General features: G+C 48.1%; 8 protein-coding genes and 4 rRNA genes. 4 read left to right on the forward strand and 8 right to left on the reverse strand.

What is annotated here, in order from left to right; translation table 11 throughout:
- Window positions 1–18: 18 nt before the first annotated feature.
- From HRM2_RS23160 to HRM2_RS23175, 4 genes are all read left to right on the forward strand, one after another.
- Window positions 19–1,404 (forward strand): sigma-54 interaction domain-containing protein, encoded by a 1,386-nt coding sequence (locus tag HRM2_RS23160; RefSeq protein ID WP_015906454.1) that lies wholly within the window; start codon window positions 19–21, stop codon window positions 1,402–1,404.
- Window positions 1,405–1,717: 313 nt separating this feature from the next.
- Entirely contained in the window at window positions 1,718–2,290 is a 573-nt protein-coding gene (locus tag HRM2_RS23165; RefSeq protein WP_015906455.1) for a NifB/NifX family molybdenum-iron cluster-binding protein, read from the forward strand.
- A gap of 47 nt (window positions 2,291–2,337) precedes the next feature.
- Window positions 2,338–2,718 carry a CGGC domain-containing protein gene (locus tag HRM2_RS23170; RefSeq protein WP_015906456.1) on the forward strand — a complete coding sequence of 127 codons (381 nt, stop codon included), beginning with the start codon at window positions 2,338–2,340 and terminating at the stop codon, window positions 2,716–2,718.
- A 5-nt stretch (window positions 2,719–2,723) separates the two neighbouring features.
- Window positions 2,724–3,470, forward strand: a complete 747-nt coding sequence (locus tag HRM2_RS23175) for an N-acyl homoserine lactonase family protein (protein ID WP_015906457.1) — start codon at window positions 2,724–2,726, stop codon at window positions 3,468–3,470.
- 156 nt (window positions 3,471–3,626) lie between these two features.
- On the opposite strand, the gene HRM2_RS23180 is transcribed toward HRM2_RS23175, so the two are convergent.
- The 8 genes from HRM2_RS23180 to HRM2_RS23215 form a co-directional block, all read right to left on the reverse strand.
- Window positions 3,627–4,712: an FUSC family protein gene (locus HRM2_RS23180; RefSeq protein WP_015906458.1), complete on the reverse strand. Its 1,086-nt coding sequence runs from the start codon at window positions 4,710–4,712 to the stop codon at window positions 3,627–3,629.
- On the reverse strand, window positions 4,712–5,794 hold the full coding sequence (locus tag HRM2_RS23185; RefSeq protein ID WP_232364133.1) for an FUSC family protein: 1,083 nt from the start codon (window positions 5,792–5,794) through the stop codon (window positions 4,712–4,714). The genes HRM2_RS23180 and HRM2_RS23185 overlap by 1 nt, the downstream gene beginning before the upstream one ends.
- Before the next feature lie 260 nt (window positions 5,795–6,054).
- Window positions 6,055–6,867 (reverse strand): methyl-accepting chemotaxis protein, encoded by an 813-nt coding sequence (locus HRM2_RS27265; RefSeq protein WP_015906460.1) that lies wholly within the window; start codon window positions 6,865–6,867, stop codon window positions 6,055–6,057.
- A 443-nt stretch (window positions 6,868–7,310) separates the two neighbouring features.
- Window positions 7,311–7,427, reverse strand: a 5S ribosomal RNA gene (gene rrf / locus HRM2_RS23195).
- Window positions 7,428–7,499: 72 nt separating this feature from the next.
- Window positions 7,500–7,616 (reverse strand): 5S ribosomal RNA (rrf, locus tag HRM2_RS23200).
- An 84-nt stretch (window positions 7,617–7,700) separates the two neighbouring features.
- A 23S ribosomal RNA gene (locus tag HRM2_RS23205) occupies window positions 7,701–10,691 on the reverse strand.
- A gap of 300 nt (window positions 10,692–10,991) precedes the next feature.
- Window positions 10,992–12,554, reverse strand: a 16S ribosomal RNA gene (locus HRM2_RS23210).
- Together the 16S, 23S and 5S rRNA genes form the textbook arrangement of a ribosomal RNA operon.
- Window positions 12,555–13,062: 508 nt before the next feature.
- Window positions 13,063–14,259 carry a (Fe-S)-binding protein gene (locus HRM2_RS23215; protein WP_015906461.1) on the reverse strand — a complete coding sequence of 399 codons (1,197 nt, stop codon included), beginning with the start codon at window positions 14,257–14,259 and terminating at the stop codon, window positions 13,063–13,065.
- Between the last annotated feature and the right edge of the window lie 27 nt (window positions 14,260–14,286).

The following is a 14,286-nucleotide window of genomic DNA, read 5'->3' on the forward strand; positions in this document are numbered from 1 at the left end:
AGGGCAAGACTTTCAACCATGGAAACCTTGCCAGCCAGAGACAGGGAGAATCATATAGACCAGACAGACGTCACACAAATCATCCTTGAAAGTATTTCAGATGGGGTCTTTACCGTTGATCTTGACTGGCGGATCACCTCGTTCAACCGGGCCGCGGAAAAAATCACCGGCATTCCACGCAAAAAAGCCATTGGTCGTTTTTGCTGGGAGGTGTTCCGGTCCGACATGTGCAAATCAGACTGTGCCCTCAAACGCACCATGGCACAGGGCAAAGATGTTATCAATTCCTCCACCCACATCCTGGATAACCGCAACAGACAAAGATCGATCACCGTGTCCACCTCCCTTTTAAAGAATGCCGAAGGAGAGGTGGTCGGCGGGGTTGAAACATTCAGGGACCACACCCTGGTGGAGGAGCTCAGGAACAAAATTTCAGGCAAATTTCACCGCAACGACATGGTAAGTTCAAGCCCTGCCATGCAGCAGATCTTCAAGATCCTGCCCCAGATTGCCCAAAGTGACAGCACAGTTCTCATCAAAGGCGAGACTGGAACGGGCAAGGAGCTCATGGCAAGGGCCATTCACAATCTGAGCGCCAGGGCCGCCAAACCACTGGTTTCCATCAACTGCGGAGCCCTTCCCGACTCACTCCTGGAATCTGAACTCTTTGGATACAAAGCCGGGGCATTTACCAGTGCCGTCAAAGACAAGCCCGGACTGTTTTCCGCAGCCAAGGGGGGCAGCATTCTGTTGGACGAAATCTCTGAAACAAGCCCGGCCTTCCAGGTAAAACTTCTCCGGGTTGTTGAGGCACACCTGTTTCAACCCCTGGGTGCAGTCAAAACAGAGCCCATGGATGTCAGAATCATTGCCGCCACCAACAAAAACCTTGTGGAACTGGTCAAGACCGGCGATTTCCGTGAGGACCTCTTCTATCGAATCAACGTCATCCAGATCGAACTTCCACCCCTGAGGGACCGCATGGAAGATATCCCCCTGCTGGTCGCTCATTTTATTACACGGCTCAATACCCTCAGGGGTAAGGAAATCCAAGGGGTTGACCCCAGGGTAATGGAGATTCTCATGAATCATAATTTTCCAGGCAACATACGGGAGCTTGAAAATATCATCGAGCACGCTTCAGTCCTTTGTTCATCGGGCATGATAACGGCGGATCGACTTCCGCTGTCCCTGGTAAAAGAAAATTTTTCCAGGGCATTCCCCCCAAAGGACCGGCTGAAATCGGCAGAAAAAGAGCTAATCCTGGATGCCCTGAGGCAAAACAACTATAACCGTACAGCAGCGGCAAAAATGCTCGGTATGCACAAAAGCACCTTTTTCAGGCGGATCAACCGCCTGAACATCATCCTGCCGGCAAAGGATGGACGTACCCGGAAAACCTGACCCTTTGTTTCATCAACCATGTGGATGCAACCGCCCATGAACACGACAGGTTGACATAGTTTCATGGGACGGAACCTTGAATTATGGTTCAGCCGTACCATGGAGAGTCGCATATTTAAGACTGAATAGTGTTGCCATAACGAGACTGTCTTGATTCCCCTCTATATTTTTACCAACAATATAAACTCGACAACCATTTGCAATAAAACGATTTTATTGTTATACGACAAGAAGCAATCCTCCTGGCACATGGTTTGCTTTATTTTTAATTTTGCAGTAAAGAATACAAACAACCCAAATAGTAAGGAAAAAAATGAAATTAGCTATCAGTTCCACGGGCCGGGATTTAAATGCACAGATCGACCCCCGTTTTGGCAGATGTTCCTTTTTGGCAATCGTCGACACCGTCACCATGGATCTCCAGGTGTTTGACAACGAAAGCATGAACCTCAACAGCGGCGCAGGCATTCAGGCGGCAAGTTTTGTGGCATCCAAAGGTGTAGAGGCCGTCCTGACAGGCAATTGCGGCCCCAAGGCCATGCAGGCCTTTAACGAAGCCGGAGTAAAGGTATTCACAGGCCAGACTGGAACGGTCAAAGAGGCTGTGGAACGGTTTCAGAACAATCAGATCACATCAACCATGACGGCAAACGTACCGGAAAAACAAGGCCTCCAATCACAATCCGCCATGGGCATGGGCACGGGCACGGGTATGGGTATGGGCATGGGCATGGGCACAGGTCAAGGCATGGGCCGTTGCGGCGGCGGCATGGGAAGATGCGGCGGCGGCCGGGGCATGGGCGGCGGTGGTGGAAGAGGCATGGGCGGAGGCGGCGGCCGGGGTATGGGCGGCGGCGGCGGAATGGGTATGGGCGGCAGAAGGTAATAGTACCCTTAACCCGCAATTTTAATTCAATAAACCGGGAGTTCCTAATGATAAAGGCTGCAATTATCCGATGTGAAAAAAATGAAACCAGATGCCCCCTGACAAACTGCTTCAAGTGCCTTGTGGAAACAAAAGAGGGATTTGCAGGTTATGACGAATGCATGCCGGCAGGGGTATTCACCTGCCGCTGTCCAGGGGACAATGCCGTTGATCTTGCAAAAATCATAAAATCCAAAGGGGCGGACGTGATCCATTTCTGCACCTGCACCTTTGCCACAAAGACAGACCAGGGGTGGAGCCAGGAAAAGGGCGGGTTCTGCAAATCCATCGACACCCTCATTGCCAAGGTCCATGAAGCCACGGGATTACCCTGCGTAAAAGGGTCGGCCCATCTGCCCAAGGATTACACCGCCAAGGTCTGGGAATAACAACCATGGGCGCCTATAAGATACATCCCATTGTCATGGGAACCAAAGTCTTTGACAAAAGCATGATGACCTACCAGCACGGTGCAGGAACGCCATTTACCATCCCCATCTACTGCTGGTACCTGGAAGGCGGTGACAAGACCATCCTCGTGGACACGGGTGAGATGAACCCCATCCAGTCTTTGGAGCGGGAGACTGCCATCAACGGAAAGATTTACAACTTTGAACAGGGACTTGCCCGTTTTAATCTAAAACCCGAAGACATTGATATCGTCATCCACACCCACCTGCACACCGACCACTGTGAAAATGATTACAAGTGCACCAATGCCACCTTTTATGTCCATGAAAAGGAGATGCAAAGGATACACAATCCCCATCCCCTGGATTTTCGCTATCTTGAAGATTATATCGAGGATGTGGAGGATAACGGCCAGATCAAGATTCTTACGGACGATACACAAATCGTTCCCGGAATCAAATGCATTCACACACCGGTTCACACCGATGGCGGCATGAGCGTTGTTGTTGACACGGAAAAGGGCAAGGCCGTTATCACGGGGTTCTGTGTAATCAAAGAAAACTTTGACCCGCCAAAGGAGATACGGGCCATGGAGATGGAGGTGATTCCTCCAGGAACGGTAGTCAACACCTGGGACGCCTATGATATCATGATCAAAATCAGGGACATGGCCGACATTCTTCTGCCCCTCCACGAACCTGAATTTGCATCGATCAAGACCATTCCTTAAATAATCAAAAAAAGCGGGGGCTGCCCATCATACGCCCTCGCTTTTATTCACCTATACCTCTTCCGGCAGGATACGGGGAACCCCCTTCCGGCGTCTCCCGTGCCAACCCCCTGAGATTAAGTTCCTTTGCTGAAAATCAGCTAAACTCGGATTTGCTCACCGGTCCATTCTTAGTGTATGAATCCTGCTTGCTGCCCTTTCCAGCTCCATTCCAAGCCGGTTTATCTGCTGAATAAAAGCTGAAGAGTTGTTCCTGCTGTCCAGGGAGAATCGTTCAAATTCCCCCTGGGAACGCATTTCACCTAAAAAAAACATGAATTTGCTGAATTCGATATTAAAGCGCTGTGCACTTTGTTCCTCTTCCCCTGTTCTTGCACAATTTTCCAATTCTGAAAACCTAGATTCAATACTATCCATCAGGACCTCAAATTCAGGACGGATACGGCCGTGGAACACCCCTTTGGATTTGCTTACGATGGAGGACAATGCCGTAAGGGTACGGTGGATCCTTGCAAAAATATCCACAAGGTTGACCAGGCCCTGGCGCTGGCCGGATATCAATCCTGGTTCAATGGACGCATCTCTGAACTTTTCAGTACAGGACTCAAGCTGGGTAAGGGCTTTGATCCGCCCTGCCAGAACCGTTGCCATTTCGGGGTTGTCGCTGAAATAAGCCCTGCGCAACTGACTAAAATGCAGGCGCTGGGCAGCAATCAGATCCCCCATTTCCTGCCGCAGATTTTTCCGGGCAAAGTTGGGCCAGATGAGAAAAGAAGCAATAAGACCAATGGATATACCCAAAAAGGTATCCAGCATTCGTTCCACCCCACCCTGCCAGGAATGTGAAAAAACCGTTCCCAGAATCAACACAAGGTCCGTGGTCAGGATGGCCGTGAAAACGATATAATTTTGTCCCTTAAAATAAAAAATAAAAAACAACATTAAAAGCACAATGGCAACTATGGCCGGGACAGGCAGGTGAAGACATGCAATAAGGACCCCGGCCAAGGCGCCGATGGCAGTTCCGACCAACCGTTTCCAGCTGATATGGAGGGTCCCGCCTAGGGAGGGGCGCATGACCACCATCACGCTGATGGGAACCCAGACGGAATGGCTGAGGTTAAGAACCCTTGCCAGAGCTATTGCTGCGGTAATGGCAAGGGCAGCCCGCAGCGCATGTCTGAAGACCGGGGATGAGACTTTGAATTCACCCAAAAAGAGGGGGCTTTTTTTTAACTCCATCAGGGTTTTCCCAGCCGAAACCGCTCATTTGCCAGTGCCATCATATCCTTCAACCCCTGCACCACATTCTTAAGCTCATAAACAGCACCCCAGGCATCCAGAAATTTATCCCGAACTTCATCTCCCCGCTTGTAGGCCCCCATATTCAACAGCGCTTCGTGAATCCGTTCAATATCAAGGAACATCCTGTCGAAATCAGGCCTGTCGTAATGACCTGCCTTGATTCGGGAAAACGCATCAAATCCCTGGGAAACATCAGTCGCCGTACCATGGAAAAGATCCCGCACAACCTCAAACTCAGGATGGTTGTCTGAAAAATGAATGTGGTTGAACAGGCCCACAATGGATTCAAAAAGCCGGATAAGGGCAAAATAAAAAAGGCCGGGACCACCTCTGGTGGAGCTGCCTTTGAGGGGATCGATGTTAAAACTTTCCATAAATGAACGGTAACGACGGACAGAACCGATGGCCTCTTTGCTCAAATATGCCAATGCCTCATCTGTCACCCTTGGATTTTTAATCCGGACGCACAGGCTGTCAAAAAAAAGTCCCATGTCTTCAACCGCAAGTTTTGCAGACGAGAGCAGCACTCTTTCCGGATCAAACGGCCACAGGTAAAAATTGACCAGAAAGGAGATCCCCCCTCCAGACAGTATACATGCCGACCGTAACACCCCCTGGTAAGGACTGGTTGGTGAAGAGATTGAAATCAAAGAGACGACCAGACATCCGATTCCCAGGGTAGAGGCTGACACTCCCATGGAAGATACAAAAAAACAGGCAAAGGACAAAATAAAAACATAACCAAGACTCAGCCAGGCATGATTCCCGGCAAGGGCAGCAGCCGGAACGGACAGAGATGCCACAGCCAGGAGAATCAGCGTATATCCCTTACGCCGCTCAAGCGTGCTTCCGGTACGAAACAAAACAGTACAGACCGCCCCCACCATCCACCAGAAAAGATATCTTTCTTCAATCCCGGCCACAAGGGCTGTAACAAATGCCGCAAGACAGCATATCGCGGCCTTACCGGCATATCTGGCAATGAAAAAGCCCGGATCTTTAGGGCGTATGTATTTCACATATATTTTATTTAAAAATCGGGACATGACATTTACTCGTTGGCCAGACGTTCTCCCTATCTCGTGTTCGACAGTTGTAGGTAAAAAATTTCTAATTTTGCCTCTGAGCCCGTTAGAAAGAAAGGTGTTCTTTTAACGGCAAAACTGGACTTTATTCTTATTTATATCGTTTAAGTGCTGTTAGAAGGGCCTGCAGCCATTAAAAAACAAATCAATGGCTGAAGATATATAGAGTGTAAAATAAAACCGTTTGGCTTTCCCTATTCAACTTTAAAGGTATCCACAATAATTTTAAGTTGTTCAGCCATTTCCTTTAGCTTGGCGGCGCTATCTTTTACTGTCTTACTATTGAAAGTCATTTCAGTTGAGGCAGAATTAACATTTGAAATATCTTCTGAAATTTGGGCTGCGACCACTGAACTTTGGCTTACATTCTCATTCACTTCCTGTATTCCCAAAGAGAGTTGTTCGATATTGCTGGAGATTTCCTGGGTGGCAGAAGATTGTTGTGTCACCGCTGCAGCAATAGTAGCAATCATCTCTTTAGCTGTGTTGATGACTTCCGTAACTTCTTTTATGGATGTTATTGTGGACGTTGAAACGCTCTGGACATTCTCAATCTGGGTTTTAATATTAAGTGTTGGATCTGCTGTCTGCTTCGCCAGGTCTTTGATTTCATTCGCAACAACGGCAAAGCCCTTACCGGCTTCTCCCGCTCTGGCTGCTTCAATCGTTGCATTGAGAGCCAAAAGGTTTGTCTGATTGGAAATGTCTGTTATTGTTTCTGTGATCTGCCCTATTGATCTTGCAGCTTCACTTAGTTCTTTCATCATTTCCCCGGCCTCTGTCGCTTTTACAGATGCCTCTTCTGAGGTTACCCTGGTCTTTTCTGCATTGCCTGCTATTTCATTTATCGTAGAGTTCATTTCCTCTGCAGCAGAGGCTACAAGATTTACATTCTGGGAGGACTCTTCCATGGCGGCAGCAACGCTGTTGAGACTGGAACTCATCTCTTCAGAGGCAGAGGCTACGCTATCGGCCTGATCTGATGTGTTTTGGGCCACATTAGTCATATTTCCGGATCATGCATACAAATAGAATAAAAAACAGGGAAAGGATAAAAAACATGCGTTGTTTAACAGAAAAAAGATTTAACATTTTGTCCATCCAAGTTATGATTTTACGGTTTTTTTAAAAAAATGAGCTACTTACTTAACATTTTTTTTTGTTTAAAACAATTTAATTTGCTCGTATTCACAAATGCTACAATCAAAGACGAACAATATCTCTAATACGGTGACAACTTCCAGAAGAAAGACTCAGAATTTCACAATTGGGGGGCAGCGACGATTATTGTATGTATCGCTTTTGAAGAAAGCCTTCCAACCACAATAATTAGAAATGTTGATCCCGGGGTACAAATTTGTCAGACATATTGACCATGCAATTTAAATCTGTCCCCCAAACCCAAAAAGCCCTGGCCATCAATAAAGATGACCAGGGCTATATAAAAATAATTCGGCGGCGTCTTACTCTCCCACAGGGCTGCCCCTGCAGTATCATCAGCGCTCAAGAACTTAACTTCCGTGTTCGAAATGGAGACGGGTGTGGCCTCTTGGCCATTGCCACCGAATTAAAAATAAAGTCTGAAAAAGAACAGGACACCCTGAAGCATAAAACTTCAGGGTGCCCCTATATAAAAATAACCCGGCGGCGTCCTACTCTCCCACAGGGCCTCCCCTGCAGTACCATCGGCGCTAGAGGTCTTAACTTCCGTGTTCGAGATGGGAACGGGTGTGGCACCTCTGCCATTGCCACCGGATTAAACTTGGCAATCTATAATCTGTTGAAAGTATTTTCTGTATATCCGCATTAAAGCGTTCAAACCTAAAAGGGTTTGTAGTTAGTGGCTAAGCCTCACGACCTGTTAGTACCGGTTAGCTGAACACATTACTGTGCTTACACACCCGGCCTATCAACCTTGTAGTCTTCAAGGGGTCTTTAGTCACTTGCGTGATGGGATATCTAATCTTGAAGTTGGCTTCCCGCTTAGATGCTTTCAGCGGTTATCCGTTCCGAACTTAGCTACCCTGCAATGCCGTTGGCACGACAACAGGAACACCATTGGTTCGTCCATTCCGGTCCTCTCGTACTAGGAACAGATCTCCTCAAATATCCTACGCCCACGAAAGATAGGGACCAAACTGTCTCACGACGTTTTAAACCCAGCTCACGTACCACTTTAATTGGCGAACAGCCAAACCCTTGGGACCTGCTCCAGCCCCAGGATGTGATGAGCCGACATCGAGGTGCCAAACCGCCCCGTCGATGTGAACTCTTGGGGGCGATAAGCCTGTTATCCCCGGCGTACCTTTTATCCGTTGAGCGACGGCCCTTCCATACAGAACCGCCGGATCACTAAGACCTAGTTTCCTACCTGCTCGAAATGTCTCTCTCGCAGTCAAGCTCCCTTATGCCTTTACACTCTTAAGCTGGTTTCCAATCAGCCTGAGGGAACCTTCGCGCGCCTCCGTTACTCTTTGGGAGGCGACCGCCCCAGTCAAACTACCCGCCAGACACTGTCCGTAATCCCGGTAAGGGACCCACGTTAGAACCATAGTACATGAAGGGTGGTATTTCAAGGGTAACTCCACGAACACTTGCGTGCCCGCTTCAAAGTCTCCCACCTATCCTGCACATCATGTACCAAAATCCAATGTCAAGCTGTAGTAAAGGTGCCGGGGTCTTTCCGTCTTTTCGCGGGTAGACGGTATCTTCACCGCCATTCCAATTTCGCTGAGTCCCTGGTTGAGACAGTGCGGAAGTCGTTACGCCATTCGTGCAGGTCGGAACTTACCCGACAAGGAATTTCGCTACCTTAGGACCGTTATAGTTACGGCCGCCGTTTACCGGGGCTTCGGTTCAAAGCTTCGCTTGCGCTAACAAATCCCCTTAACCTTCCGGCACCGGGCAGGCGTCAGACCCTATACCTCGTCTTACGACTTTGCAGAGTCCTATGTTTTTAGTAAACAGTCGCTACCGCCGTTTCTCTGCGACCCTCCCACGCTTTGAAGAGCAAGTCTTCTAACACGGGGGGGCATACCTTATCCCGAAGTTACGGTATCATTTTGCCGAGTTCCTTAACCAGGGTTCTCTCAAGCGCCTCGGGATACTCTCCCTGCCTACCTGTGTCGGTTTTGGTACGATCACCTGTTATCTCGATAGAGGCTTTTCTTGGCAGCATGGGTGCAGTCAGTTTATGGGATCAGATCCCTCCTCATCGCTTCTCGGCCTTAAAAAGGAACGGATTTGCCTGCTCCTTAAGCCTACCAGCTTGAACCGCCTATTCCAGCAGACGGATGACTTGCCCTCCTGCGTCCCCCCTTCTCTCAAACGATAACTCGGTGGTACAGGAATATTAACCTGTTTTCCATCGCCTACGCCTTTCGGCCTCGGCTTAGGGATCGACTAACCCTGAGAAGATTAGCTTTACTCAGGAATCCTTGGGCTATCGGCGAGGGGGTTTCTCACCCCCTTTATCGCTACTCATGTCAGCATGGTCTCTTGTGTAAACTCCACATGACCTTACAGTCACGCTTCAATACTTACACAACGCTCTCCTACCATAGAAATAAATTTCTATCCGCAGCTTCGGTGCTATGTTTGAGCCCCGTTACATTTTCGGCGCAGAACCACTCGATCAGTGAGCTATTACGCTTTCTTTAAAGGATGGCTGCTTCTAAGCCAACCTCCTGATTGTCTGGGCATTTCCACATCCTTCCCCACTTAACATAGACTTGGGGACCTTAGCTGGCGGTCTGGGTTGTTTCCCTCTCGTCCGCGGAACTTAGCTCCCGCGGGCTGACTCCCACACTTTACATCATCGGTATTCGGAGTTTGGTTAGGTTTGGTAATCTGGTGAGACCCCTAGCCCATCCAGTGCTCTACCCCCGATGAGAAACATGTGAGGCTATACCTAAATATATTTCGGAGAGAACCAGCTATTTCCAGGTTTGTTTGGCCTTTCACCCCTAACCACAGCTCATCCCAATAGTTTTTAACCTATATGGGTTCGGTCCTCCACGCGATTTTACTCGCGCTTCAACCTGGCCATGGCTAGATCACCTGGTTTCGGGTCTACTCAATGCAACTTGCCGCCCTGTTAAGACTCGGTTTCCCTGCGGCTACACCTCACGGCTTAACCTTGCTACATTAAGTAACTCGCTGACTCATTATGCAAAAGGCACGCGGTCACTATGGCTAATGCCATAGCCCCCACTGCTTGTAGGCAAACGGTTTCAGGTACTATTTCACTCCCCTCACAGGGGTACTTTTCACCTTTCCCTCACGGTACTGGTTCACTATCGGTTGCCGGGTAGTATTTAGCCTTATGAGATGGTCCTCACAAATTCCCACAGAATTTCTCGTGTTCCGCAGTACTTGGGTGTCTGAAAAGAGAGAGCGATACATTTCGTCTACAGGGCTGTCACCTGCTATGGCCGGACTTTCCAGTCCGTTCGACTACACATCACCTTTGTAACTCTCCGCACCTTCCGAAACAGGTACAATTCAGATCCCACGACCCCTGACATGCAACGCCTTCGGGCTATCACACATGGCAGGTTTGGGCTGTTTCCCGTTCGCTCGCCGCTACTAGGAAAATCGTTTTTACTTTCTCTTCCTGGGGGTACTAAGATGTTTCAGTTCTCCCCGTTGGCCTGATCAGGCTATGTATTCACCTGAACATGTCACAGTATTTACCATGACAGGTTTCCCCATTCAGAAATCTCCGGATCAAAGTTTGTTAAGCAACTCCCCGAAGCTTATCGCAGCTTTCCACGTCTTTCATCGCCTCCCGGCACCAAGGCATCCACCGTTTGCCCTTTATAGCTTAGCCACTATAAAACCACAAATTAAGTTTAAACGCTTTAATGCAAATATACAGATACAACGTCACAGAAAATTTCACCCCTGTAAAAAAAATTACAAAAGCTTCTATTCCTGTTTGTTATACGATACAACACCATTGGAATCCCTTGTCCAGATATTATCCGAACGCGACCATTCCTCTGGGTCATGTTGTTTCATTTTAACTTTCAACAGATTGTCAAAGAACAAAGAATCAATTAAATTGATCCCTCAAAACCGGTTAGTGACGAGATAAAACGTATCTTCTGTATTGTATTTCTTTCCTTAGAAAGGAGGTGATCCAGCCGCTGGTTCCCCAACGGCTACCTTGTTACGACTTCACCCTAATTATCAACCATACCTTAGGCACCTGCCCCCCCGAAGGGTTGGCCCAATGACGTCGGGTACAATCAACTCTCATGGTGTGACGGGCGGTGTGTACAAGGCCCGGGAACGTATTCACCGTGGCATGCTGATCCACGATTACTAGCGATTCCAACTTCATGGAGTCGAGTTGCAGACTCCAATCCGGACTGGGATATGCTTTCAGGGATTCGCTCACCTTCGCAGGTTCGCTGCCCGTTGTACATACCATTGTAGCACGTGTGTAGCCCCAGACATAAGGGCCATGAGGACTTGACGTCATCCCCACCTTCCTCCCCGTTAACCGGGGCAGTCTCTTCAGAGTTCCCACCATGATGTGCTGGCAACTGAAGATAGGGGTTGCGCTCGTTGCCGGACTTAACCGAACATCTCACGACACGAGCTGACGACAGCCATGCAGCACCTGTCTCTGAGTTCCCGAAGGCACTCTAATATCTCTAACAGATTCTCAGGATGTCAAGTCTGGGTAAGGTTCTGCGCGTTGCGTCGAATTAAACCACATGCTCCACCGCTTGTGCGGGCCCCCGTCAATTTCTTTGAGTTTTAGTCTTGCGACCGTACTTCCCAGGCGGTATACTTAATGCGTTAGCTCCGGCACAGCAGGGGTCAATACCCGCTACACCTAGTATACAACGTTTACTGCGTGGACTACCAGGGTATCTAATCCTGTTCGCTACCCACGCCTTCGCACCTCAGCGTCAGTTTCGGTCCAGAAAGGCGCCTTCGCCACCGGTGTTCCTCCTGATATCTACGAATTTCACCTCTACACCAGGAATTCCCCTTTCCTCTACCGTACTCAAGTCTTGTAGTTTCAAATGCACTTCCAGGGTTGAGCCCCGGGCTTTCACATCTGACTGGCAAGACCGCCTGCGTGCCCTTTACGCCCAATAATTCCGAATAACGCTTGCACCCCCCGTATTACCGCGGCTGCTGGCACGGAGTTAGCCGGTGCTTCCTTCATGGGTACCGTCAATACGACATACTATTAATATGCAATAACTTCTTCCCCATTGACAGAGTTTTACGACCCAAAGGCCTTCTTCACTCACGCGGCGTTGCTGCGTCAGGGTTGCCCCCATTGCGCAAAATTCCTCACTGCTGCCTCCCGTAGGAGTCTGGACCGTGTGTCAGTTCCAGTGTGGCTGATCATCCTCTCAGACCAGCTAACCATCAATGTCTTGGTAGGCCGTTACCCCACCAACTAACTAATGGTGCGCGGACTCATCTTCAAACAACAGCTTTCAAGAAGAGGCTGTCTTTCATCAATCCTTCCAAGGAAAGACTGACTTCATCCGGTATTAGCGATTCTTTCGAACAGTTATCCCGGATTCAAAGGTAGATTATCCACGTGTTACTCACCCGTGCGCCACTCTACTCAGGACTGCAAGCAATCCCTTTCTCGTTCGACTTGCATGTGTTAAGCACGCCGCCAGCGTTCATTCTGAGCCAGAATCAAACTCTCCAGTTAAATTCTTTGAATATCTTTTGTGTGCTTTCACAGCACTCAAAAGACACGCTTCGTCTCTTTTGTCACTAACCAGTTTTCAAAGATCAACTTCCAGGAACTGTATTCCAGATCCTGAACACAAAAAAGTCTTTGTAAGAAGCGTTGTGAAAAATGTTCGCGTCTCACAAAGACCCAAGCGTTTTACGTGAATTTATCCTGCCTGTCAAATGTTTTTTTAAAAAACATATATATCTTCTTCAAAACCTGTGGAATATCCGCCGGGGAAACCAAATTAAACCCTTATTTTTCATAAACTTAAGCCATTTTAAAACAATTCGGATTCACGCTCCAGTTCTTTTGAAAACAAAAAACGTTAGAATGATATTGTGTCTATAAATGGGCATCTTGACAGATTAATTGCTAAGCCCTGACCAGGTTTCCATGATCAGGGCTTATTTAGTGTTCGCCCACAGGGCCTCCCCTGCAGACCATTGGTACTGGATTTCTTAACTTCCTATTTATGATTATATTAAAGCGCCTGGGCACAAAGTTCAGCAAGGCTCAAGACTTCAAGTCTGCCTTCAACGTTCACCGCTTTTACTCCGTCACTCATGTTGATGAAACACCAGGGGCAGGTAGTCACCAACACTTGCGCTTCTTTTTCCACTGCTTCCTTGACACGGATATTGGCCAGGCGATTGTTTTCTGCAGTGAAATCCGTCCACATACGCCCACCGCCACCTCCGCAGCAAAGGCTGTCGGAACGGTTGTCGGCAAACTCCACCAGATCAATTCCGGGGATGCTTTTGATAACATCGCGCGGTTCTTCCCAAATGGTGTTGGACTTGGACAGATAGCATGGATCATGATAAATGACCCGTTTTTCAATTGCCGTGGAAAAGTTAAGCATTTTGTTTGCGGTCAACTCGGCCAGTAATTGCGTATAATGCTGCACTTGGAGACCCTGCATCTGCCCCTGGGGATACTTTTTTGTAAAGGTATCATAACAATGGGGAGAGAGAGTCACTATTTTTTTAATGTTGTGCTTTTTAAAAAAGGTTAGATTCTTTTCAATCATCTCTTCAAATAATCCAGTTTCACCCATCTTAAGAGATGGTTCTCCGCAGCAGGACTCGTCTTCCAGTACACCATAACGAACATTTGAATTGTCAAGAATTTGTCCCAATGCCACAGCTGTTTGCTGAACATCCTGATCAATTGAGGTGGAGCACCCGAGGTAGAGAAGCACATCGGCCTTTTCATCAAAGGTCCTGAGGTTCAACTCGTTTACGACCGCTTTTCTTTTCTTGGCAGTTATCATATAAGGGTTACCATTTTTATACAGGGATTCAAGAACCCGCTTTTGTTCCGGCATGGGACCGATCTGCTTCTCAATCATCAGCTCCCTTCCCTTCATAATGGCATCCACAAGCTTGGTGCCGGTACTCAAATTCTTGCAGGCCAACTCGCAACTGCCGCATGTGGTACACTCGTAAAGGATATCTCTCAATTCATGGAGGGTCTCTTTATCTTCCAAGCCCCATTGAACAGCATAGTACAGCGACCGTGTAATACCTGAACCGCCATGGCTTATTTCGCCTGAAGTGATGTTGAAAAGAGGACAGCTGGGCAAGCAGAACCGGCAATTGATACAATATTTCAGGGTATCCAGTATTCCCGTTTTTAATTCTTCTTCCAAATTATTTTGAACAGCGTTATTTAGCATAATCCGCTCCTTTATAGATATTTATAG

The sequence above is a fragment of the Desulforapulum autotrophicum HRM2 genome (assembly GCF_000020365.1).
GTDB lineage: Bacteria > Desulfobacterota > Desulfobacteria > Desulfobacterales > Desulfobacteraceae > Desulforapulum > Desulforapulum autotrophicum.

What these genes read in the sequence shown, in the direction of transcription:
- HRM2_RS23165 (WP_015906455.1), top strand. Translation starts at nt 1,718, where the DNA reads ATGAAATTAGCTATCAGTTCCACGGGCCGGGATTTAAATGCACAGATC.
- HRM2_RS23180 (WP_015906458.1), bottom strand. Translation starts at nt 4,712, where the DNA reads ATGGAGTTAAAAAAAAGCCCCCTCTTTTTGGGTGAATTCAAAGTCTCA.
- HRM2_RS23175 (WP_015906457.1), top strand. Translation starts at nt 2,724, where the DNA reads ATGGGCGCCTATAAGATACATCCCATTGTCATGGGAACCAAAGTCTTT.
- HRM2_RS23160 (WP_015906454.1), top strand. Translation starts at nt 19, where the DNA reads ATGGAAACCTTGCCAGCCAGAGACAGGGAGAATCATATAGACCAGACA.
- HRM2_RS27265 (WP_015906460.1), bottom strand. Translation starts at nt 6,867, where the DNA reads ATGACTAATGTGGCCCAAAACACATCAGATCAGGCCGATAGCGTAGCC.
- HRM2_RS23170 (WP_015906456.1), top strand. Translation starts at nt 2,338, where the DNA reads ATGATAAAGGCTGCAATTATCCGATGTGAAAAAAATGAAACCAGATGC.
- HRM2_RS23215 (WP_015906461.1), bottom strand. Translation starts at nt 14,259, where the DNA reads ATGCTAAATAACGCTGTTCAAAATAATTTGGAAGAAGAATTAAAAACG.